The organism is Streptomyces sp. NPDC002513 (assembly GCF_053595355.1).
On sequence record NZ_JBSFXK010000051.1, the window covers coordinates 12,784 to 29,544 of the forward strand.

The 16,761-nt window shown below is 72.3% G+C and carries 12 protein-coding genes; 3 read left to right on the top strand and 9 right to left on the bottom strand.

Going from position 1 to position 16,761, the window contains the following annotated elements; translation table 11 throughout:
• Positions 1–57: 57 nt before the first annotated feature.
• The 3 genes from ACWD5Q_RS27025 to ACWD5Q_RS27035 form a co-directional block, all read right to left on the bottom strand.
• On the bottom strand, positions 58–1,206 hold the full coding sequence (locus ACWD5Q_RS27025; RefSeq protein ID WP_451429678.1) for a macrolide family glycosyltransferase: 1,149 nt from the start codon (positions 1,204–1,206) through the stop codon (positions 58–60).
• Between the two features lie 420 nt (positions 1,207–1,626).
• Positions 1,627–2,205, bottom strand: a complete 579-nt coding sequence (locus ACWD5Q_RS27030; RefSeq protein ID WP_451429644.1) for a restriction endonuclease — start codon at positions 2,203–2,205, stop codon at positions 1,627–1,629.
• Between the two features lie 139 nt (positions 2,206–2,344).
• Positions 2,345–2,578 (bottom strand): hypothetical protein, encoded by a 234-nt coding sequence (locus tag ACWD5Q_RS27035; protein WP_451429645.1) that lies wholly within the window; start codon positions 2,576–2,578, stop codon positions 2,345–2,347.
• A gap of 148 nt (positions 2,579–2,726) precedes the next feature.
• Between ACWD5Q_RS27035 and ACWD5Q_RS27040 the strand changes: the two genes are divergently transcribed.
• Positions 2,727–3,056, top strand: coding sequence for an antibiotic biosynthesis monooxygenase family protein (locus tag ACWD5Q_RS27040; protein WP_451429646.1), 330 nt, complete (start codon positions 2,727–2,729; stop codon positions 3,054–3,056).
• A gap of 100 nt (positions 3,057–3,156) precedes the next feature.
• On the opposite strand, the gene ACWD5Q_RS27045 is transcribed toward ACWD5Q_RS27040, so the two are convergent.
• Entirely contained in the window at positions 3,157–4,794 is a 1,638-nt protein-coding gene (locus ACWD5Q_RS27045; protein WP_451429647.1) for an APC family permease, read from the bottom strand.
• Positions 4,795–5,061: 267 nt separating this feature from the next.
• Here ACWD5Q_RS27045 and ACWD5Q_RS27050 point away from each other — a divergent pair, with 267 nt between their 5' ends.
• Positions 5,062–5,943, top strand: coding sequence for a universal stress protein (locus ACWD5Q_RS27050; RefSeq protein ID WP_451429648.1), 882 nt, complete (start codon positions 5,062–5,064; stop codon positions 5,941–5,943).
• Between the two features lie 70 nt (positions 5,944–6,013).
• Here the strand turns inward: ACWD5Q_RS27050 and ftsH are convergent, their stop codons facing one another.
• The 5 genes from ftsH to ACWD5Q_RS27075 all read right to left on the bottom strand — a co-directional run bounded on the left by ftsH (position 6,014) and on the right by ACWD5Q_RS27075 (position 15,713).
• Positions 6,014–8,068 carry an ATP-dependent zinc metalloprotease FtsH gene (gene ftsH, locus ACWD5Q_RS27055; protein ID WP_451429649.1) on the bottom strand — a complete coding sequence of 685 codons (2,055 nt, stop codon included), beginning with the start codon at positions 8,066–8,068 and terminating at the stop codon, positions 6,014–6,016.
• 250 nt (positions 8,069–8,318) lie between these two features.
• Positions 8,319–9,011 (bottom strand): BPL-N domain-containing protein, encoded by a 693-nt coding sequence (locus tag ACWD5Q_RS27060; RefSeq protein WP_451429650.1) that lies wholly within the window; start codon positions 9,009–9,011, stop codon positions 8,319–8,321.
• Positions 9,008–13,237: a Pls/PosA family non-ribosomal peptide synthetase gene (locus ACWD5Q_RS27065; RefSeq protein WP_451429651.1), complete on the bottom strand. Its 4,230-nt coding sequence runs from the start codon at positions 13,235–13,237 to the stop codon at positions 9,008–9,010. Before ACWD5Q_RS27065 ends, ACWD5Q_RS27060 begins: the two co-directional genes overlap by 4 nt.
• A 353-nt stretch (positions 13,238–13,590) precedes the next feature.
• Entirely contained in the window at positions 13,591–14,523 is a 933-nt protein-coding gene (gene hemC / locus ACWD5Q_RS27070; protein ID WP_451429652.1) for a hydroxymethylbilane synthase, read from the bottom strand.
• A 221-nt stretch (positions 14,524–14,744) separates the two neighbouring features.
• The gene (locus ACWD5Q_RS27075; protein WP_451429653.1) at positions 14,745–15,713 is read right to left on the bottom strand and encodes a threo-3-hydroxy-L-aspartate ammonia-lyase; all 969 of its coding nucleotides are present in this window, start codon (positions 15,711–15,713) and stop codon (positions 14,745–14,747) included.
• 165 nt (positions 15,714–15,878) lie between these two features.
• Here ACWD5Q_RS27075 and ACWD5Q_RS27080 point away from each other — a divergent pair, with 165 nt between their 5' ends.
• Positions 15,879–16,655, top strand: a complete 777-nt coding sequence (locus ACWD5Q_RS27080; protein WP_451429654.1) for a helix-turn-helix transcriptional regulator — start codon at positions 15,879–15,881, stop codon at positions 16,653–16,655.
• Positions 16,656–16,761: the final 106 nt, after the last annotated feature.

Genomic DNA, 16,761 nt, shown 5'->3' on the forward strand with positions numbered 1-16,761 from the left:
GGCCGTTGCCCGCAGCGAAGTACCGCTTCACCACCCCCCGGCTGTAGCGGGCAGGGCTCAGGCCGGCATGTTCTCGATGAGGTCGGCGGCGCGCGGGGTGCCGCCCTCGGCCTGTGCGCCGGCACGCAGCCGTGCCGAGCGACGGGCGACCTCCGCATCGGTGACCAGGTCGTTCAGGGCCGCCCGCAGGGTGTCGGCGGTGGCCTGCGCGGTGTCGACACGGCGGGCCACGCCCAGTTCCACGAGCCGGTCGGCGTTCATGAACTGGTCCGCGGCCTGAGGTACGGCGATCATGGGGACGCCTGCCAGCAGCCCCTCGCCGCAGCCGCCCATGCCGGCGTGGGTGACGAAGGCGTCCGCCTGCTCCAGGATCGCCCGCTGCGGAACCCAGGAGTGCACCTCGACGTTGGGCGGGATGTCGCCGAGTTCCTTCGGGTCGATGTACTTGCCGATCTGGAGGACGACATGCCAGCCGGGCAGGTTGCCGTAGGCCGCCAGGCACTGGCGGTAGAACTCCGGTTGACGGGTGAACGCCGAGCCCAGGGAGATCAGCAGCACGTTCTCCGCATCCGCCGGGCGGTCCCAGCCGTCCGCGCCCGCCGTTGTGTCGAAGCAGGGCCCGACAAAGGTCACCGTGTCGGTGTCGACCCGGTCGGCGTGCGGCTGCATCGCCCGGGTGATGAGCGCCAGGGCCCGCGCGGGACGGCCGGAGAAGGCGTCCACGTCGGTGGTGGACGCCCCGGAGTCGGCGAGCCACCGTGCGAATTTCGCCCGGTAGGCATCGGCGCCCGGCATTCCCCACAGGTGCGCCGCGACGTCCTGGGCGTATCCGTCCCAGGCCACGAACGTCGGGGAGAGCTGCATGAGGGGCCGGTCCTGCGATTCGGCGAGGGCACGCGCGGCGTAGGCACCGATGTCGTACAGGTACAGGTCCGCCGGGTCGTGGTCGTAGACGGCGCGCAACTGGGGCAGTGCCTGGATGGCGTCGTCGAGGAAGAGGCCCATCGCGGCGATGGGGTCGTCGGGCCAGTTGTTGTCAGCGACCGGCAGTTCGGAGGTGCAGGGGACGAGTTCGGCGCCGGTGGCCGTGATCAGGTCGGCCATCGCCGGGTCGTTGGCGTAGGTCACCCGGTGGCCGCGGGCCACCAGCTCGCGGATGATCGCAAGGCTGGGCAGGACATGGCTGACGATGGGGATGCCGACCATCGCGATGTGGGCGCGGCGACGGGGCACGGAAGACACGGAAGACACGGAAGCTCACTCATTTCAGGTCTACGGCGAAGAGGACACAGCAAGTCAGCACGCCGACCTCTCCGAGGAAGACTCGGTTACCGGGGGCGCACATGGACATGCGGGAGGGAAGCCGGGGCATTGCCCCGACCGCGTCAGCCGTAGATCTGAAGGAAGTGCATGCCCGCGACTCTAGCCGCGTTCAGGCTTGTGGGCATCGCATTTTCCCGAAGCGGGCATAGCCCGCCGGGAAGATCCGGGAGTGGGGGGCGGCGTACAGCGGTCGGCCGAGGGGGCGGATTCCTCCTGGGAAAGCCCGGGACCGCCCCCAGGCGGCTGACCGGCGAACAGCCCACTCCCGCACGCGCCTTCAGCCGGGGCCGCCCAGCCCGCTCCTCACTCGGGATCGGGGCTGAGCCTGCGATTGCTGCCGGAGCGGCCGATGTCCAGCGACAGGAACGAGGTCAGAGGGGTGCCGCTGTACCAGAAACCGAGCAGGTCGACATCGACCAGGCACAGCGCGTGCCGGGCGGCGAAGTCCCGGGCCGGCTTGGTGAACACGCAGGAGGCGACGAAGACGGGGACGTCCGCGCCGTGCTCGGCCCGAGCGGTGCCGTTGAACGTCTGGATCTCGCGACTGCCGACCGTGCGGTGCTTGGCATAGCGCTTGCACTGGATGACCAGCCGTCGGCCGTCGGGCAGAAACCCGGTCACATCGGCTCCGAGGTCGCCCGCGCCGCCGACCCGTCGTACGCCGGTGCACCCGTCCCGGCGGCAGAGAGCGGCGACGAACTCCTCGAACCGGCGGTCGTCCATCACCCAGACCGCGTCCAGTGACCGGCGCGCCTGGCGGCGCGCGTCCTCGGCCAGCCGGCCCTGCTCCGCACACGCTTCCCGGCGCCCCGCGCGCAGCGCCTTCACGACGACGATCCCCACGACGGCGACGGCCGACGCGACGAGCAGCACTGTCCCCATGGAACCCCTCCCCTACGGTGATCTGCCACCGTGTTGCCTGCCCCGCAGAGCGCGCGATGGTGCGGAACCTGTCCGCTTCCGTCGAAAAAGCCGTCAGGGGGGCAGGCCCGCCTGGCGACCTGGCACCCGCCACGCCCGGTCACCCGCCGGGGCAGCCGCCGCTTCTCGGCCAGACCTCCGGCCCGCCGCCATGCCACTCGATCAAGGGGGACTCGGCCACGTCCACCTCGTCCCAGCCCTCCAGGCCGGCCCGCTGCAGCAGCACGGCCAGCTCATGCAGGCTGTACGCCATCCCGAGGATCTCGCCGTCGGACCGGACTCGGCGGCCACCGGTCTCGGACGGCGCGGACACGATCACGCGCGGCTCGCTCATACTTCACCCTCACCCCCGGATCGCGTCCGCGCACGTCGGACCGTGGCCGTCGGCTCCGCGCCCCGCCGGGGCCCGATCGGGCAGCGCGCAGGGGCGCGAAGGACGAGCCGCTCACCGTCGGCCGCCCGCCGTGCGGCAGGATGGGGCCATGAGCGTAGTCAAGATCAACGTACTGACCGTCCCAGCCGAGCAGCGGGAGACGCTGGAGAAGCGCTTCGCCTCCCGTGCCCACGCCGTGGAGAGCTCCGACGGGTTCGAGTGGTTCGAACTCCTCAGGCCCGTCGAAGGGACCGACACCTACCTCGTCTACACGCGGTGGCGGGACGAGGAGTCCTTCCAGGCGTGGATGGAGGGTCCCATGAAGACGGCCCACCAGGGCGGCGGCGCCGAGAGCGGCGAGCGGCCCAAGCCGGCGGCGAGCGGGTCCACGCTGTGGTCCTTCGAGGTCGTGCAGCAGGCGGCGCCGAAGACCGCGTAAGCAGAACCGAACAGGACCGCGTGAGCGGGACCGAACACGACGGTGTCCCGTCGGCCTCGGCCGGACCGGCCGTGGTCGACGGGACACCGTGGGGTCCGGGTCAGTGAGCGGGCGCGTCGGTGACGACGACCTCCTCGATGCTCCGCTCGATCTCCTGGGGACGGGACGCGGTGGCCTTCGCCCAGAAGTAGATGATCAGGGAGAAGGCCGCGACGACCAGCATGTCCCACCACAGGCCGATGTGGCCCTGGCCGCCGAAGCCGCCCTGCCAGGAGATCAGGCCCAGGCCCACCAGGTAGGCGGGCAGCCACTGGGCGGCCCGCCAGTCCAGCCGGGGAGCGTCCGGCAGGCCCTTGGCCGTGGCGTACCAGGCGTAGCCGCCGAGGAGCACATAGCCGAGGATGATCGCGACGCCCAGGCGCCACAGCGTGTCCCAGCCGGCCCAGTAGATGATGAGGTTGGCGACGACGAAGGAGAGCGGCGAGATCAGCTTGCCGGCGGGCAGGCGGTAGGGGCGCTCGAGGTGCGGGAGCCGATCGGCGAAGACGCCGTAGGCCAGCGGCGCGCCGGCGTACATCAGGACACTCGCCGAGGTGATGAAGCCGACCAGCTCCTGCCAGCTCGGGAAGGGCAGGAAGCAGATCACGCCGGTGAGGAAGGAGATGGCGAGACCGAACCACGGCACGCCCCGGGCGTCGGTCTTCTCGAAGAGCTTGGGCGCGTAGCCGTTCTTCGACAGGCCGTAGGAGACACGCGAGGTCGCGGTGGTGTAGATCAGGCCGGTGCCACCCGGGGAGATCACCGCGTCGATGTACAGCACCACGCTCAGCCAGCCGAGGCCCACCAGCGTCGCGATGCCCGCCCAGGGGCCGCTGATCCCCGGGAAGTCGAGCTTGCCCCAGCCGTGGGCGAAGGAGCTGAGCGGCAGCGCGCCGATGAAGACGACCTGGAGGAGCACATAGATGGCCGCGCCGATGGCGACCGAGCCGAGCGTGGCGCGCGGCAGGTCGCGCCGGGGGTTGCGGCTCTCGCCCGCGAGCTGGATCGCCTGCTCGAAGCCGAGCAGGGCGAAGATGATGCCGCTGGAGCTGATGGCGCCCAGTACGCCCTTGGCGCCGAACGGGGCGAAGCCGTGGGCGGTGAAGTTGTGCGGGTGGAAGTTGCCCGCCGCGATGATGAAGATGGTGGCGAGCGGGACGGCGATCTTCCACCAGGTGGCCGCGCTGTTGGTGTGGGCGAGGACGCGGACGCCGAGGAAGTTGACCACGACGAAGACGGCCATGAGGACGACGGCGACGATGAGGCCGCTGGTCGTCAGGGTGCTGTCGGAGTGCTGTAGCCCCTTGGCCCAATGCCAGTGGCCGGCGTAGCCGATCATGGCTTCGACCTCGATCGGGGCCACGGTGGCGGCCTGCAGCCAGGAGAACCAGCCGAAGGACATGCCGGCCAGGCCGCCGAAGGCGTAGTGCGGGTAACGGGCCGTGCCGCCCGCCACCGGGAACATGCCGCCCAGTTCGGCGTGTACGAGCGCCAGCAGAACGATGGCCACCGTGCCGATCAGCCAGGAGATGATCGCTGCGGGGCCGGCCATCACGACGGCCTTCTCGGCGCCGTAGAGCCAGCCCGATCCGATGATGGAACCGACCGAGGCCCACATCAGTCCGATCAGGCCGACCTCCCGCCGTAGACCGGTCGCGGCCTGTGTGTCGTCGGGGGCGGCATGGTCGAGTTTCGCCATGTCAAGGGGCCTCTCACTATCCGAACACCGAATTAACGCGCAATGGCGGCTCACACTAGGAATCGAGGCGCCCCCAGCAGAAGAGCACTGCTAGAAATTTGACTCATTCAGAGAAGCCCCCTTTGCATGTTCTTTGCGCAGGTCATCCGGAATGACAGAATGTCCCTATTCAGTTGCGTAATGTAAGAAGAGAGTAAGACAAGCCGCCTCGGGTGGCGGGACGTCGGAGGTATCGACGCACCGGAACCCGAATCGCAGGAGATGACGATGTCCGGACCTGGTGCTCGCCGGCCGATCGTGGTCGGTGTCGACCCCGACCCCGCACAGCGCGGGGCGCTGGCCTGGGCGGCCGACGCGGCCGAGCGGCGCGGGGTGCCGCTGCGTCTGGTCCATGCCGAGAGCGTGCCGACCGCCGAGCTCCGCCGCTGGGAGGTACCGGACTCGTGGGAGGAGCAGAACCGCACCCTGCGCGCGGCCGGGGAGCAGGTGCTCACGAGGGCGGCGGCCTTCGTGACGGCCCGGTGGCCGCGGGTGGAGGTGTCCGCCCTGCCGGTGGAGGGGTATCCGGCGCAGATCCTTCAGAAGCAGAGTCACGATGCCACGGCCGTCGTCCTGGGATCCCGGCATCTGAACCGGGTGAAGGGACTGTTCGGCTCCGCGTCGGTCGCCCTGTCCGTCCTGGCACATGCCCGCTGCCCCGTGGTGGTGGTGCCCGAGCCGGAGCACATCACCCAGCGGCCCCCGTACCTCGTCGTCGGCGTGGACGGCAGCCCACGCTGCGCCGCCGCCGTCGACTTCGCCTTCGAGGAGGCTTCCCTGCACGGTGCGGCGCTGCGGGCGCTGTACGTCTGGCGGCCGGGCCTGCTCGGGGTGCTCGACGCACAGGCCGCGCAACAGGAGTGCCGGCGTCTGCTGTACGAGTCCGTCGCCGACCGCGGTGCCGCGTACCCGGACGTGGAGGTGCGCCACGAACTCGTCGGCGGCCATCCGGCGCAGCTGCTGACCGAGGCGTCCGCCGGCGCGCTCGGCCTGGTGGTGGGAACCCGGGGTCACGGCGCGTTCACCGGCACGCGGCTGGGTTCGGTGAGCCAGGGCGTACTGCGCCATGCCCGCTGCCCCGTCGTCGCCGTGCCGCTCACCCCCGGGTGAGCCCGCCGAGACGGACAGGGCGCCGCGGGGCGGGCGGGCCGACAACCCGCGCTCCCCTCCGAGCGCCCCGTCAGGCCGGACCGTTCGGCGACCCGTCGGCGCCCGGCGCCTCGCGGTCCGCCGCCGAACCGGCCGAGCGGTCCCCCTCGCCGGGGACGCGGGCCCGCGGCGGCGGGGGCCGCAGTTCGCCGGGTGCGCCGTCCGCGTCCCGCCTCTCCCGCTCCTCCTGCCGGAGCACGTCGAGTACGGCGGAGCCGTCGACGGTCTCCCGTACGACCAGCAGGTCGCTGAGGCGGTCCAGGGCCCGGCGGTGGTCCCGTAGCAGCCCCGTCGCCCGGGCCTCGGCCTCGCGGAGCAGGCGTGCGGCCTCCTCGTCGATGATCCGCTGCGTCTGCTGCGAGTAGGGCTGCGGGACGGGCTCCTCGGCGGTCTCGCCCAGTTGGCTCGGCTGGGCGGTCGCGTAGCCGACCGGGCCGACGGCGGGCGAGAGACCGAAGTCCCGGACCATCCGCGTGGCGATGTGGGTGGCGCCCGCCAGGTCGTTGGCGGCTCCGCTGGACCCCTCCCCGAAGACGACGAGTTCCGCGGCCCGGCCGCCGAGGCGGACCGCGAGCAGGTCGATCAGATACCCCTCGCTGTACAGATGGCGCTCGGCCTCGGGCAGTTGCTCGGTCACCCCGAGCGTCATGCCCGACGGCAGGACCGTGACCTTGGCGACGGGGTCGGCGTGCTCGCACAGCGCGGCGACCAGGGCGTGGCCCGACTCGTGTACGGCGACGGCGTGGCGTTCCTCCGGCAGCAGGGCGTTGGACGCCTCACGGCGGCCGAGCAGGACGCGGTCGCGGGCGGCGTCGAGGTCGCCCGGCTCGATGAGGGTGCGGTCGGCCCGGACGGCGTTGATGGCGGCCTCGTTGAGCAGGTTGGCCAGGTCCGCGCCGGAGAATCCCGGTGTGGCCCGGGCGGTGATGCCGAGGTCGACGTCGGGGGCGAGGGTCTTGCCCCGGGCGTGGACCCGGAGGATGGCGTCCCGTTCGGCCTGGTTGGGCAGCGGGACGGTGACCTGGCGGTCGAAACGGCCCGGGCGCAGCAGCGCGGGGTCGAGGGCTTCGGGCCGGTTGGTGGCGGCGAGGACGACGATGCCCGTGGACTGGTCGAAGCCGTCCATCTCGGCCAGCAGCTGGTTGAGGGTCTGTTCGCGTTCGTCGTTCCCCCCGATCCGCCCGATGCCCGCGCGGCGGGCGCCGACGGCGTCGATCTCGTCGATGAAGATGATGGACGGGGCGCGCTTGCGGGCCTCGTCGAACAGGTCACGTACCCGGGACGCGCCGACCCCGACGAACATCTCGACGAAGGCCGATCCGGTCACCGACAGGAACGGCACATCGGCCTCCCCGGCGACGGCGCGGGCGAAGAGTGTCTTGCCGGTGCCGGGCGGCCCCACCATGATCACACCGCGCGGTCCCTTGGCACCTGCGGCGGCGTAGCGGGAGGGGTTGCGCAGGAAGTCGACGACCTCGCTGATCTCCTGCTTGACGCCGTCGTAGCCGGCCACGTCGTCGAACCCGGTGGTCGGGCGCTCCGCCTCGATGATCTTCGCCCGGGAGCGCCCGATCGCGCTCAGCCCGCCCGTCATGGAACGCGCGGCGCGGCGGCCGAACCAGTAGAAGACGCCGATGAGGAGCAGCACCGGCAGGAGGGCGGACAGGACCGACGTGAACGGGCTGCCGCCGCCCTTGCTCTGGGACGCGGTGATCTGCACGTGCTGGGACTGGAGTTGCTGTTGGAGCGGTCCGGTGCCCAGCGCCGTCGGGAGCTGGGTGGTGAACTTGGTGCCGTTCTTCAGGATGCCGTTGACCGCTCCCCTGTCGTTGATGTCGACGGTCTTCACCTGGCCCACCCCGACCTTGGCGACGAAGTCGCTGTAGGTGAGGTGGGTGGGCGGGGTGCCCGACGGGGCGCGGACGAGCGTGAGGACGACCAGGAACAGCACCCAGACCAGGGGCATGATCCACCACTGCCAGCCCGCCCGGGGCGGCTGCGCGGGCGGCCTCGGCGGCTCGCGTGGCGGCCCGGACCTGGCCGGCGGCGTGAGATGCCGGTGCGGCATCCGCACTCGCGTGATCACCGTGCACCGCCTCCTTCGAGGGGCCTGCCCAGGGCACCGGCGGCGGCCGTCGCCGGTCAGGGGTGGGGCGGGCCGGCACCGCCGGTGGTCCGTGGCACACGCGCCCCCGGCCTCCTCCCTCCATGGTCCCTCCGACGTCCCGTGGTCGACGCGTCCCGGCGGTCAGCGGTCACCGATACGGGTCACGGGTCCTCGCTACGGGGCAGGGCGCCCCCGTCACGGGTCCTCGCTTCGGCGTTCGGCGCCCCCGTCACGGCTCCAGGGTCGACGCCACGAGGTCCTGCGCCAGGTCGAGGGTGTACTGCGGCGGCAGGCCGTAGTCGGTGTACCAGTCCTCCGTGGCCTCCGGGTGGGGTCCGGTGACGCCGACGCGGCCCGCACCGAACCGGGACACCACCACGGCGGGCGTGCCGTTGTCGTAGGTGGCCAGGACCTCGGGGTCCGCGCCGGCGTCGCGGTCGAGGACGAAGTACGGCCCGTCCTGGAAGAACACGGTGCGGGGGCGGCCCCGCCACACCACCCCGACCAGGGTGTTGCTCTGGTTGTGGACCGAGCACCCGGGTGAGGAGATGTACTGGTCGGTGTCGCCGGGCAGCAGGCCGAATCCGGGGGTGGCCCCGGCCAGATAGCCGCCCAGGCAGAAGCCCAGGTAACGGCCGCCTCCCTCGACGAAGTCACGGATCGCGCCGCGCCTGCGCCGCAGCCGCCAGTAGGCCCAGCGGAGCGTGCCGCCGCCCGGCTGGGCGTACACCTGGGCTTGGGAGAGCGAATCGGCCGACAGCGGCAGCTCCTCGCGGGGGCCGGTGAAGCGCACGTCCAGGTTCCAGGGTCCCCCGGCAAGGAGTTGGGCGACCGCCTCGGGACAGCCGCGCAGCGAGGCGGGTCCCCGGTAGACCAGCGCGAGGGGGCGGTGCCCGCCGCCGGGACCGTCGATGTGGGTCATGTCCTGTTCGCCACCCCTTCTTCGTACTCCGCGCACCCGGCGCGGACGGGCGGCCGTTCCCGCGGTCCCGTGGTGGGGCGCTCGACGAGCCCCTCGGCGGGCAGTCCGCGCCAGCTCGTCCCCGGCGTCAGCCGTTCGCCCTTCATGACCAGCGACAGCGCCCCGAGCCGGACGCCCTCGCCCACCACCGCGTCGTACAGCACGATCGCACGGGTTCCGACGCTCGCACCGGCGTGGACGGTCACCTTGGACATCTTCATCACACGGTCTTCGAACAGATGCGTCTGCAACGAGACGTTGGTGTCGATCGTGGCATCGTCACCCACCTCCACCAGGTCGAACTCGGTGAGGAAGGTGGTGCCGATCCAGGTGCGCCGGCCAATGCGGGCACCGAACAGACGGAGCACCGGTGGCAGGAACGGTGTGCCCACCAGCGTACCCACCCCGGCAGGGACCGCGGCTGCCTCGAAGACGCCCGTGACGAACTCCGTACGCCGGACGAACAGGCTCCACAGCGGCTCGACACGCGGCCGGTACCGGCCGACGACGAGGCGCTTGACGACCACGCAGAACGCGATGACGGCGAGCGACCCGCCCATGGCCAGGAAGGGCGACACGAGCACCACCACCGGCCCCGCATGCCGGGCCAGGCCGGAGAGCGCCGTGAGGTAGAGGTAGACGCTGCTCGCCAGCGCGGCGGGCGGCACGGTGGCACGGAAGAACTCGATGCCGAGGCGGCCGAGCACCGCCCCACGGGTCGGCCGGTAGGTGAGTTCCTCGGGGTACGAGCCGCTGCTCTGGCGCACCGGAAGCCGCAGCGCGGGCGAGCCCAGCCAGGTGGTGCCGTCGGGCACCCGGTCCGGCGGCGGGACGGTTCCCACTCCGACCAGGGAGCCCGCCCCCAGCTCCGTTCCCGCCGGGATGAGCGCCGCGTTGCCGACGAAGGCGCGGCTGCCCACCTCGGTGGGCCCGAACGCCACCCGGTCGGCCGCGAAGGCGGCGGACCCGACGCTCGCCATGTCCGCCACGAAACTGCTCTCCCCCAGGGTGAGCAGGTCCGGGTCGATGTACGCGGTGGTGGACACCTCGGCGCCCCGGCCGACGTGTGCGCCGAGCAGCCGCAGCCAGGGCACGGTGTAGAGGGTGGCGTAGAGCGAGTTGGTGAGGGTGAGGCTGGACTCCAGCAGCTTGTCCGCGACCCACTTGCGCACACCGAGCGAGGAGCGGGCGGGATGGATGCCGACGGGCACCACGGGCAGGACCACCCGTTTGCCGACGGCGACCACACAGCAGACCGTGACCACCCAGAGCGGGCCGACGAGCGCGGTGGCGACCAGTCCCGCTCCCGCCCCCCAGCGCGCCCAGGCGAACCAGTACAGCGCCAGGCACGGCAGGGCCATGGCGGGCGCGGCCAGTTCCAGCAGGACGAGGCCGAACAACGCGCCGGTGAGCTGCCGGGGCCGCCAGCGGTCCGCGGCGCCGCACTCGCGCAGCATGGTCTCGACGGCCGGGGCGAGGGCTTCGACCGGGCGTGCGGGGGATCCGGCCCGGCGTGCCCCGTCGGGGACCGCCTCGTCCGCACCGAGGGCGGACTGCTCACCGAGCCCGGACCGGCGTCCCATACGGGCGCCGGGTTCGAGCACCGCGTTGGCGCCGACGAACGCCCCCTCGCCGATCGTGATCGGGGCGACCGTCACCCAGCCGTCCGCGACCTGCCAGGCGCGCAGCGAGGCCCCGTAACCGATCGCGGCGTCGCTGCCGATGGTCAGCAGGGCCGGCAGGGAGACCATGCCGGTGGCGATGGTGGTGCGTGCTCCGACACGGGCTCCGAGCAGCCGCAGGCAGGGGGCCATCATCGGGGAACCGCTGAGCGTACGCAGCGGGCTGAGGCCCAGGAGCAGGTTCACACCCCACAGGCGCAGATAGGTCGTTCCCCAGAGCGGGTAGCGGCCCGGGCGGATGCCCGCCGCGAGCGGGCGCACCAGGACGAAGGGCACGATCCAGCGCATGGCGCTGTAACCGGCCAGCGCGAGGGCGGCCAGTTCCACGATCGACCGCCCGGGGATCCCGTTGTACTCTCCGGCGTACAGGGCGACCGGCAGCGTGAACAGGAACAGCACGACGTACAGCGCCGTCGCCTGGACCAGCCCGGCGCGCGCGATCCGGCCCCCGCCGTGGCGGAGGGGCTCCGGGCGCGGTGGCGCGACCGAGGGTGCGGCGGCGGCCGAGGCGCGCAGCCGTGCCGCGAACGTCCGTACGGTCGGGTGTCCGTAGAGATCACGCAGCGTGGGGCCGGCCTCGCCGTCCCTGCCGCGCAGCAGCGACACGACCCGGGCGGCGAGCAGGGAGTGGCCGCCGAGGTCGGTGAAGAAGTCCGCCTCGGCCGACAGCTGGCCCGGGGCGATGCCGAGTACCTGCGCCCAGACGTCCCGCACCCGCGTCTCCTCCGCGCCGTGGGCGGGCACCACCGGGCCGGTCCCCGTGAGCAGGCGGCCGGTCGGGGCGGGCAGCCGCTTGCGGTCGACCTTGCCGCTGGGCATGGCCGGAAGCCGGTCGAGGACGTCCAGGTACGACGGCACCATGTAGGCGGGCAGGGTGCGGCGCAGGCGCTCGTGCAGGCGGGCGGCGAGGTCGTCGTCACCGTCATCGCCGTCGTCACCGTCGTCACCGGGGGTGTCCGGGGCGAGGTGCTCCGGGGTGCGTACGACGTAGGCGGCGAGGGTCTTGCCGTACTCGCCGTCGTCGTGCGCGTCCTGCACATGCTGCCTGTCCTGTCCGGGCGGCGTCCGGTCGTCCGGCGTCGGAGCATCCGGGGACCGCGCGTCTCCGCCCGTTCCCGGCGCCGGGACGAGGGCGGTGACCGCCTCGGCCACGCCCGGGTCCTCCAGCAGCACGTTGTCGATCTCGTCGAGCGCGACCCGGTAGCCGCGGATCTTGACCTCGGCGTCGGCCCGGCCCAGGTATTCGATCTCGCCGTCGTCGGTCAGCCGCCCGAGGTCCCCGGTGCGGTAGAGCCGGCCGCCGAAGGGCACCGTCGGGTACTCGATGAAGCGGTCGGCGGTCAGGTCCGGCCGGCCCACATAGCCGCGGGCGAGACCGGGGCCGCCCAGGCAGATCTCGCCGACCGTGCCGGGCGGTACGGGCCGGCGCCGTTCGTCGAGCAGGACCACCGAGTACGTCGGCAGGGGCCGTCCGATGGTCACGGGCCGCCCGGGAAGCAGTTCCTTCCAGGTGGCGGTGACGGTGGCCTCGGTCGGTCCGTAGGTGTTGAGGATGCGGCGTCCCGGCCTGCTCCACCGCTCGACGAGCTGCCCCGGGCAGGCCTCGCCGCCCACGACAACGGCGCGGATCCGCGGCAGTTCCCGGGGAATCGTGGCCAGCAGCGTCGGGACGCAGTACAGCACCGTGACGCCGTGCTCCTCCAGGAAGTCGGCGAGGTCGTCGCCGAGCCGCCCGGGACCGGCCGGTCCGGCGACCAGCGTGGCGCCCGCCGTCCACGTCGGCCAGATCTCCTCGATGGAGAAGTCGAACGAGACGGTCATGCCCTGGTACACGCGGTCGTGGGGGCGCACGCCGTAGACGGGGGTGACGACACGGAGGAAGTTGCAGATGCTCGACTGGGCGATCTGCACGCCCTTGGGCCTGCCGCTGGATCCCGAGGTGTACATGATGTACGCGAGCGGGTCGCTCCCGCCCGCTGTCGCGGGGGACGGGCGGGTGGTGGGCAGGGAGGCGAGTTCTCCGGCGCACGCGTCGAGGTCGATCACCCTGCACCGAGGCGGTGTCCGCGCCTGCGACCCTCCGGGGGCAAGAGACGCTCCGGGGTCGAGAGCGGACACGGTCAGCAGTACGGCGGCGCCGGCGTCGCCCAGGATGAAGGAGACCCGGTCGGGCGGGGACGCGGGGTCGATCGGTACGAACGCCGCACCCGCCTTGCCGACCCCCAACAAGGCCGCGTACAGGTCCACCGACCGCGGCAGCAGCAGCGCCACGCGGTCCCCCGGACCGATGCCCGCACGGCGCAGACAGTGGGCCACCTGGTTGGCGCGGGCGTCGAGGTCGGCGTAGGTCAGACGCCGCTCGTCACACTCGAGCGCCACCGACGACGGCGTCGTGTCACAGGCCGATTCGTAGAAGCCGTGCAGTCGGCGGGCCGGGCCCGCCTTCCTGGGGCCGGTATGACCTCCGGCTGCAGAGAGGGGCGGGGCCGAGGTGTGGGAAGCCATAGGGGCTCACTCTTTCCCGTACGCAGGGTCTTCACTCGCCTGTCGGTCACCCCTCCAGCCTGTCCGGTGCCCGCTGAGAGGGCGCTGAGAGAGCCGGGAGACGGGACGGCGCCGGACCCGGCCCTGTCCTCTGGCTCCGGAGGCACGCGTCGGCGAGGGCGGTGGGGAAGCGGCGTGGACGTTCCCGGGACGGCCCGGGCGTGCCCCGGACACCGACGTACGAGGTGGCCGGGCCGGGCGTCGGCCGCCCGGCGCGGCGGTCACGGCGGTCGGGCGGCCGACACACTCAATGGCCCCCGGTCACACAGGAGTTGACCGGGGGCTTCCCGAAGGGGCGTGTGTGGGCGTCCGGTTCAGTGGGCGATGCTGTCGATCAGGTCGCGTGCGCCCTGCCGGAGGAGGGCGACGGCGACGGAGGTGCCGAGGGTGGCCGGATCGAGGCGGCCGGCCCACTCGTGGGCATTGAGCACGGTCTTGCCGTCCGGCGTGAACACGCAGGCGCGCAGGGACAGTTCATCGCCCCGTTCGGAGCGTGCGAACCCGGCGATCGGGCTGTTGCAGTGGCCCTGCAGGACGTGCAGGAACATGCGCTCGGCGAGGGTTTCGCGGTGCGTGGCCGGGTCACCGAGGCCGCTGACGGTCTCGATGGTCTCGGTGTCGTCCTCACGGCACTGCAGGGCGAGGACGCCCGCGCCGATCGGCGGCATCATCGTCTCCACCGGCAGGATCTCGCTGGCCACGTCGGTGCGGCCGATCCGCTGAAGGCCGGAGACGGCGAGGAGCAGGACATCGGCTTCCCCGGCGGCCAGCTTGTCCAGACGGCGGTTGGCGTTGCCGCGCATCGGAACGCACCGCAGGTGCGGGTGGGACGCGGCGAGCTGCGCGGTCCGGCGCACGGAGGAGGTGCCGATACGGGTCCCGGAGGGGAGTTCGTCGAGGGTGCGGCCCGCGGGGTCGACGAGGGCGTCCCGGATGTCGTCGCGCTTGAGGAAGGCCGCGAACATCGTACCGACCGGCAGCGGACGGTCGGCGGGAATGTCCTTCACGCAGTGGACCGCGAGATCGGCCTCACCCGCCAGCAGCGCCGCGTCGACCTCCTTGGTGAAGGCGCCTTTCCCCTCTACGCGGGAGAGGTCGCCCATCCACTTGTCACCGGTCGTCTTCACCGGGATCACCTCGGTGCGCACGGTCGGGTGCAGTGCGGCCAGTTCGGTGCGGACTCGCTCCACCTGGGCGAGCGCCATGGGAGAGTCACGGGAGACGATGCGCATGAGGTCGACGGGCATGAAGGCACGATAGTCCCTCGGCCGGGGCCGCGAGGACGACTCCTGGCGTCCGGCGCGCGAGTACGTCGACGGCGTCGGTGTACCCGGCGCCCATGGCCGAATTCGGTAGGCCGCCGGGGGCCTACGGCCGAGGTCGGCGTGGCCGGGATCCTCCGGCCGCGGCCGATGTGCCCGGGGCCTTCGCGGTGACCACGGCCGCCCCGGTGTGCGGTGTCCGACGGTCAGCCGCCGACGATCTCGCTGAACCGTTCGGCGCTGATGTTGCCGCCGGAGACGATGACGCCGATCCGCCGGGGCACGGGGGCGATCCGGCGGGCCAGCAGTGCGGCCAGGGCGCTCGCGCCGCTGGGTTCGGTGACGAGCTTCATGCGTTCGAAGGCGAACCGCATGGCATCCCGGATCCCGTCGTCGCCGACCAGGGCGATCTCGTCCACCAGCCGCCGGTTGACAGAGAAGGTCAGTTCACCGGGGATGTTCGCGGCCTGGCCGTCGGCGATGGTGCGCGGCACCGGGATGGACACACGCCGGCCGGCTTCCAGGGAGCGCTTCGTGTCGTCGCCGGCCTCCGGCTCGACGCCGATCACCCGCAGGGCAGGACGGAGTCCCTTGGCGGCCGTGGCGGTCCCGGCGATCAGCCCGCCGCCACCGACCGGCACCACGACGGCGTCCAACTCCCCGACCTCTTCCATCAGTTCGAGGGCCGCCGTGCCCTGCCCCGCGATGACATGCGGGTGTTCGTAGGGAGGTACGAGCGCCAGGCCCCGGTCGGCCGCGAGCGCTTCCCCGATCGCCTCCCGGTCTCCGGTGTAGCGGTCGTAGGTGATGATCTCCGCCCCGTATCCGGCCGTCGCCTCCCGCTTGGAGCGCGGGGCGTCCTCCGGCATGACGATCACGGCGCTGGTCCCCAGCTCCCGGGCGGCCAGGGCGACGGCTTGCGCGTGGTTGCCGGAGGAGTACGCGACGATCCCCTTCGCGAGCTGCTCGGGGGACAGCCGTGACGCGGCGTTGTACGCGCCGCGGAACTTGAAGGCACCGACACGCTGGAAGTTCTCGCACTTGACGAAGACCTCGGCGCCGACCAGCCGGTCCAGGGTGCGCGAGCGCAGCACCGGGGTGCGGTGGGCCACGCCCTTGATCCGAGCGGCGGCGTCCTGCACGTCCTCCAGGGTGACGCGCTGGGTATCGGTCATGTTCGTAACTCCGTTCCGGGTCGCGGGTGAGCGCCCTGCGGTCGTCGACGCCGCCACTCTGACGCGGCTTGGAATTCTTGTCCAGAGCCTATACTCGACGTCCAATCGCTGGGAACATGGTTGCGGCACCAGGGAGACGGACGGACGACACAGGGACGGTCAGGCATGAGCGACGCCGACGACGGGCGGCCCACAGGCTCCGACGGGTCCGGTGTCCGGCCCGGAGCCACGGCGGGCACGGCGGGCCGCACGGAGTCCGGGCCGGCGGCCGGTGAGCAGGACGCGATCATCGCCGCTCTCACCCCCGTGATCGAGGGGATCGCCGCGACCCTCGGATCCTTCTGCGAAGTGGTGATCCATGACTTCCGGCGGCCCGAGCACTCCATCGTCGCCCTCGCCGGGTCGGTCACCGGGCGAGGTCCCGGCGGGTCCATGAGCGAGATCGGCATGCAGCTCCTGGCACGCGGCGACCAGGCGCGCGACGAGCTGAACTACCTCACCCGCACACAGGACGGGAAGCTGGTCAAGTCGTCGACCATGGTGCTCCGCGACTCCAGCGGCACGGCCTTCGGTGCCCTGTGCGTCAACCTCGACATCACCGCCGTCCACCAGGCCCACGCCCTGATCGGCGAGATCGCCGGTGTCACCGCCTCCCCCGCGGCCGTACCGACCACGACGTTCGGCGACGACATCGGCGCGGTGCTGGACGCGATCGTCGACGAGCGCCAGCTCCGCCAGAACAAGCCGTGGGCCCAGCTCGGCCGCGGGGAACGGCTTCAGCTGTTCCGCGATCTCGACCGGCGCGGCGTGTTCGCCGTACGCGGCGCGGTGCAGCAGGTCGCGGCACGGCTCGGCATCTCCCGGGCCTCCGCCTACACCTACCTCTCGGCGGCCCGCACCGCCGCCGACGACGACACCGGACTCCCCGACGACACTCCGTGAGCGGGCGGCGACCGCCGTGGCTCCCCTCACACAGCAGCCTGTGGTTCTCCCCACAATTCCGGCCACAAGGCGGTCCGGAGTGATGGCGGTCACCTCGCGGAACGGG

Bases quoted from the DNA above. Each gene is read 5' to 3' on its own strand.
- ACWD5Q_RS27025 (WP_451429678.1), bottom strand. From the start codon at position 1,206: ATGGTCGGCATCCCCATCGTCAGCCATGTCCTGCCCAGCCTTGCGATC.
- ACWD5Q_RS27030 (WP_451429644.1), bottom strand. From the start codon at position 2,205: ATGGGGACAGTGCTGCTCGTCGCGTCGGCCGTCGCCGTCGTGGGGATC.
- ACWD5Q_RS27035 (WP_451429645.1), bottom strand. From the start codon at position 2,578: ATGAGCGAGCCGCGCGTGATCGTGTCCGCGCCGTCCGAGACCGGTGGC.
- ACWD5Q_RS27040 (WP_451429646.1), top strand. From the start codon at position 2,727: ATGAGCGTAGTCAAGATCAACGTACTGACCGTCCCAGCCGAGCAGCGG.
- ACWD5Q_RS27045 (WP_451429647.1), bottom strand. From the start codon at position 4,794: ATGGCGAAACTCGACCATGCCGCCCCCGACGACACACAGGCCGCGACC.
- ACWD5Q_RS27050 (WP_451429648.1), top strand. From the start codon at position 5,062: ATGTCCGGACCTGGTGCTCGCCGGCCGATCGTGGTCGGTGTCGACCCC.
- ACWD5Q_RS27060 (WP_451429650.1), bottom strand. From the start codon at position 9,011: ATGACCCACATCGACGGTCCCGGCGGCGGGCACCGCCCCCTCGCGCTG.
- ACWD5Q_RS27065 (WP_451429651.1), bottom strand. From the start codon at position 13,237: ATGGCTTCCCACACCTCGGCCCCGCCCCTCTCTGCAGCCGGAGGTCAT.
- hemC (WP_451429652.1), bottom strand. From the start codon at position 14,523: ATGCCCGTCGACCTCATGCGCATCGTCTCCCGTGACTCTCCCATGGCG.
- ACWD5Q_RS27075 (WP_451429653.1), bottom strand. From the start codon at position 15,713: ATGACCGATACCCAGCGCGTCACCCTGGAGGACGTGCAGGACGCCGCC.
- ACWD5Q_RS27080 (WP_451429654.1), top strand. From the start codon at position 15,879: ATGAGCGACGCCGACGACGGGCGGCCCACAGGCTCCGACGGGTCCGGT.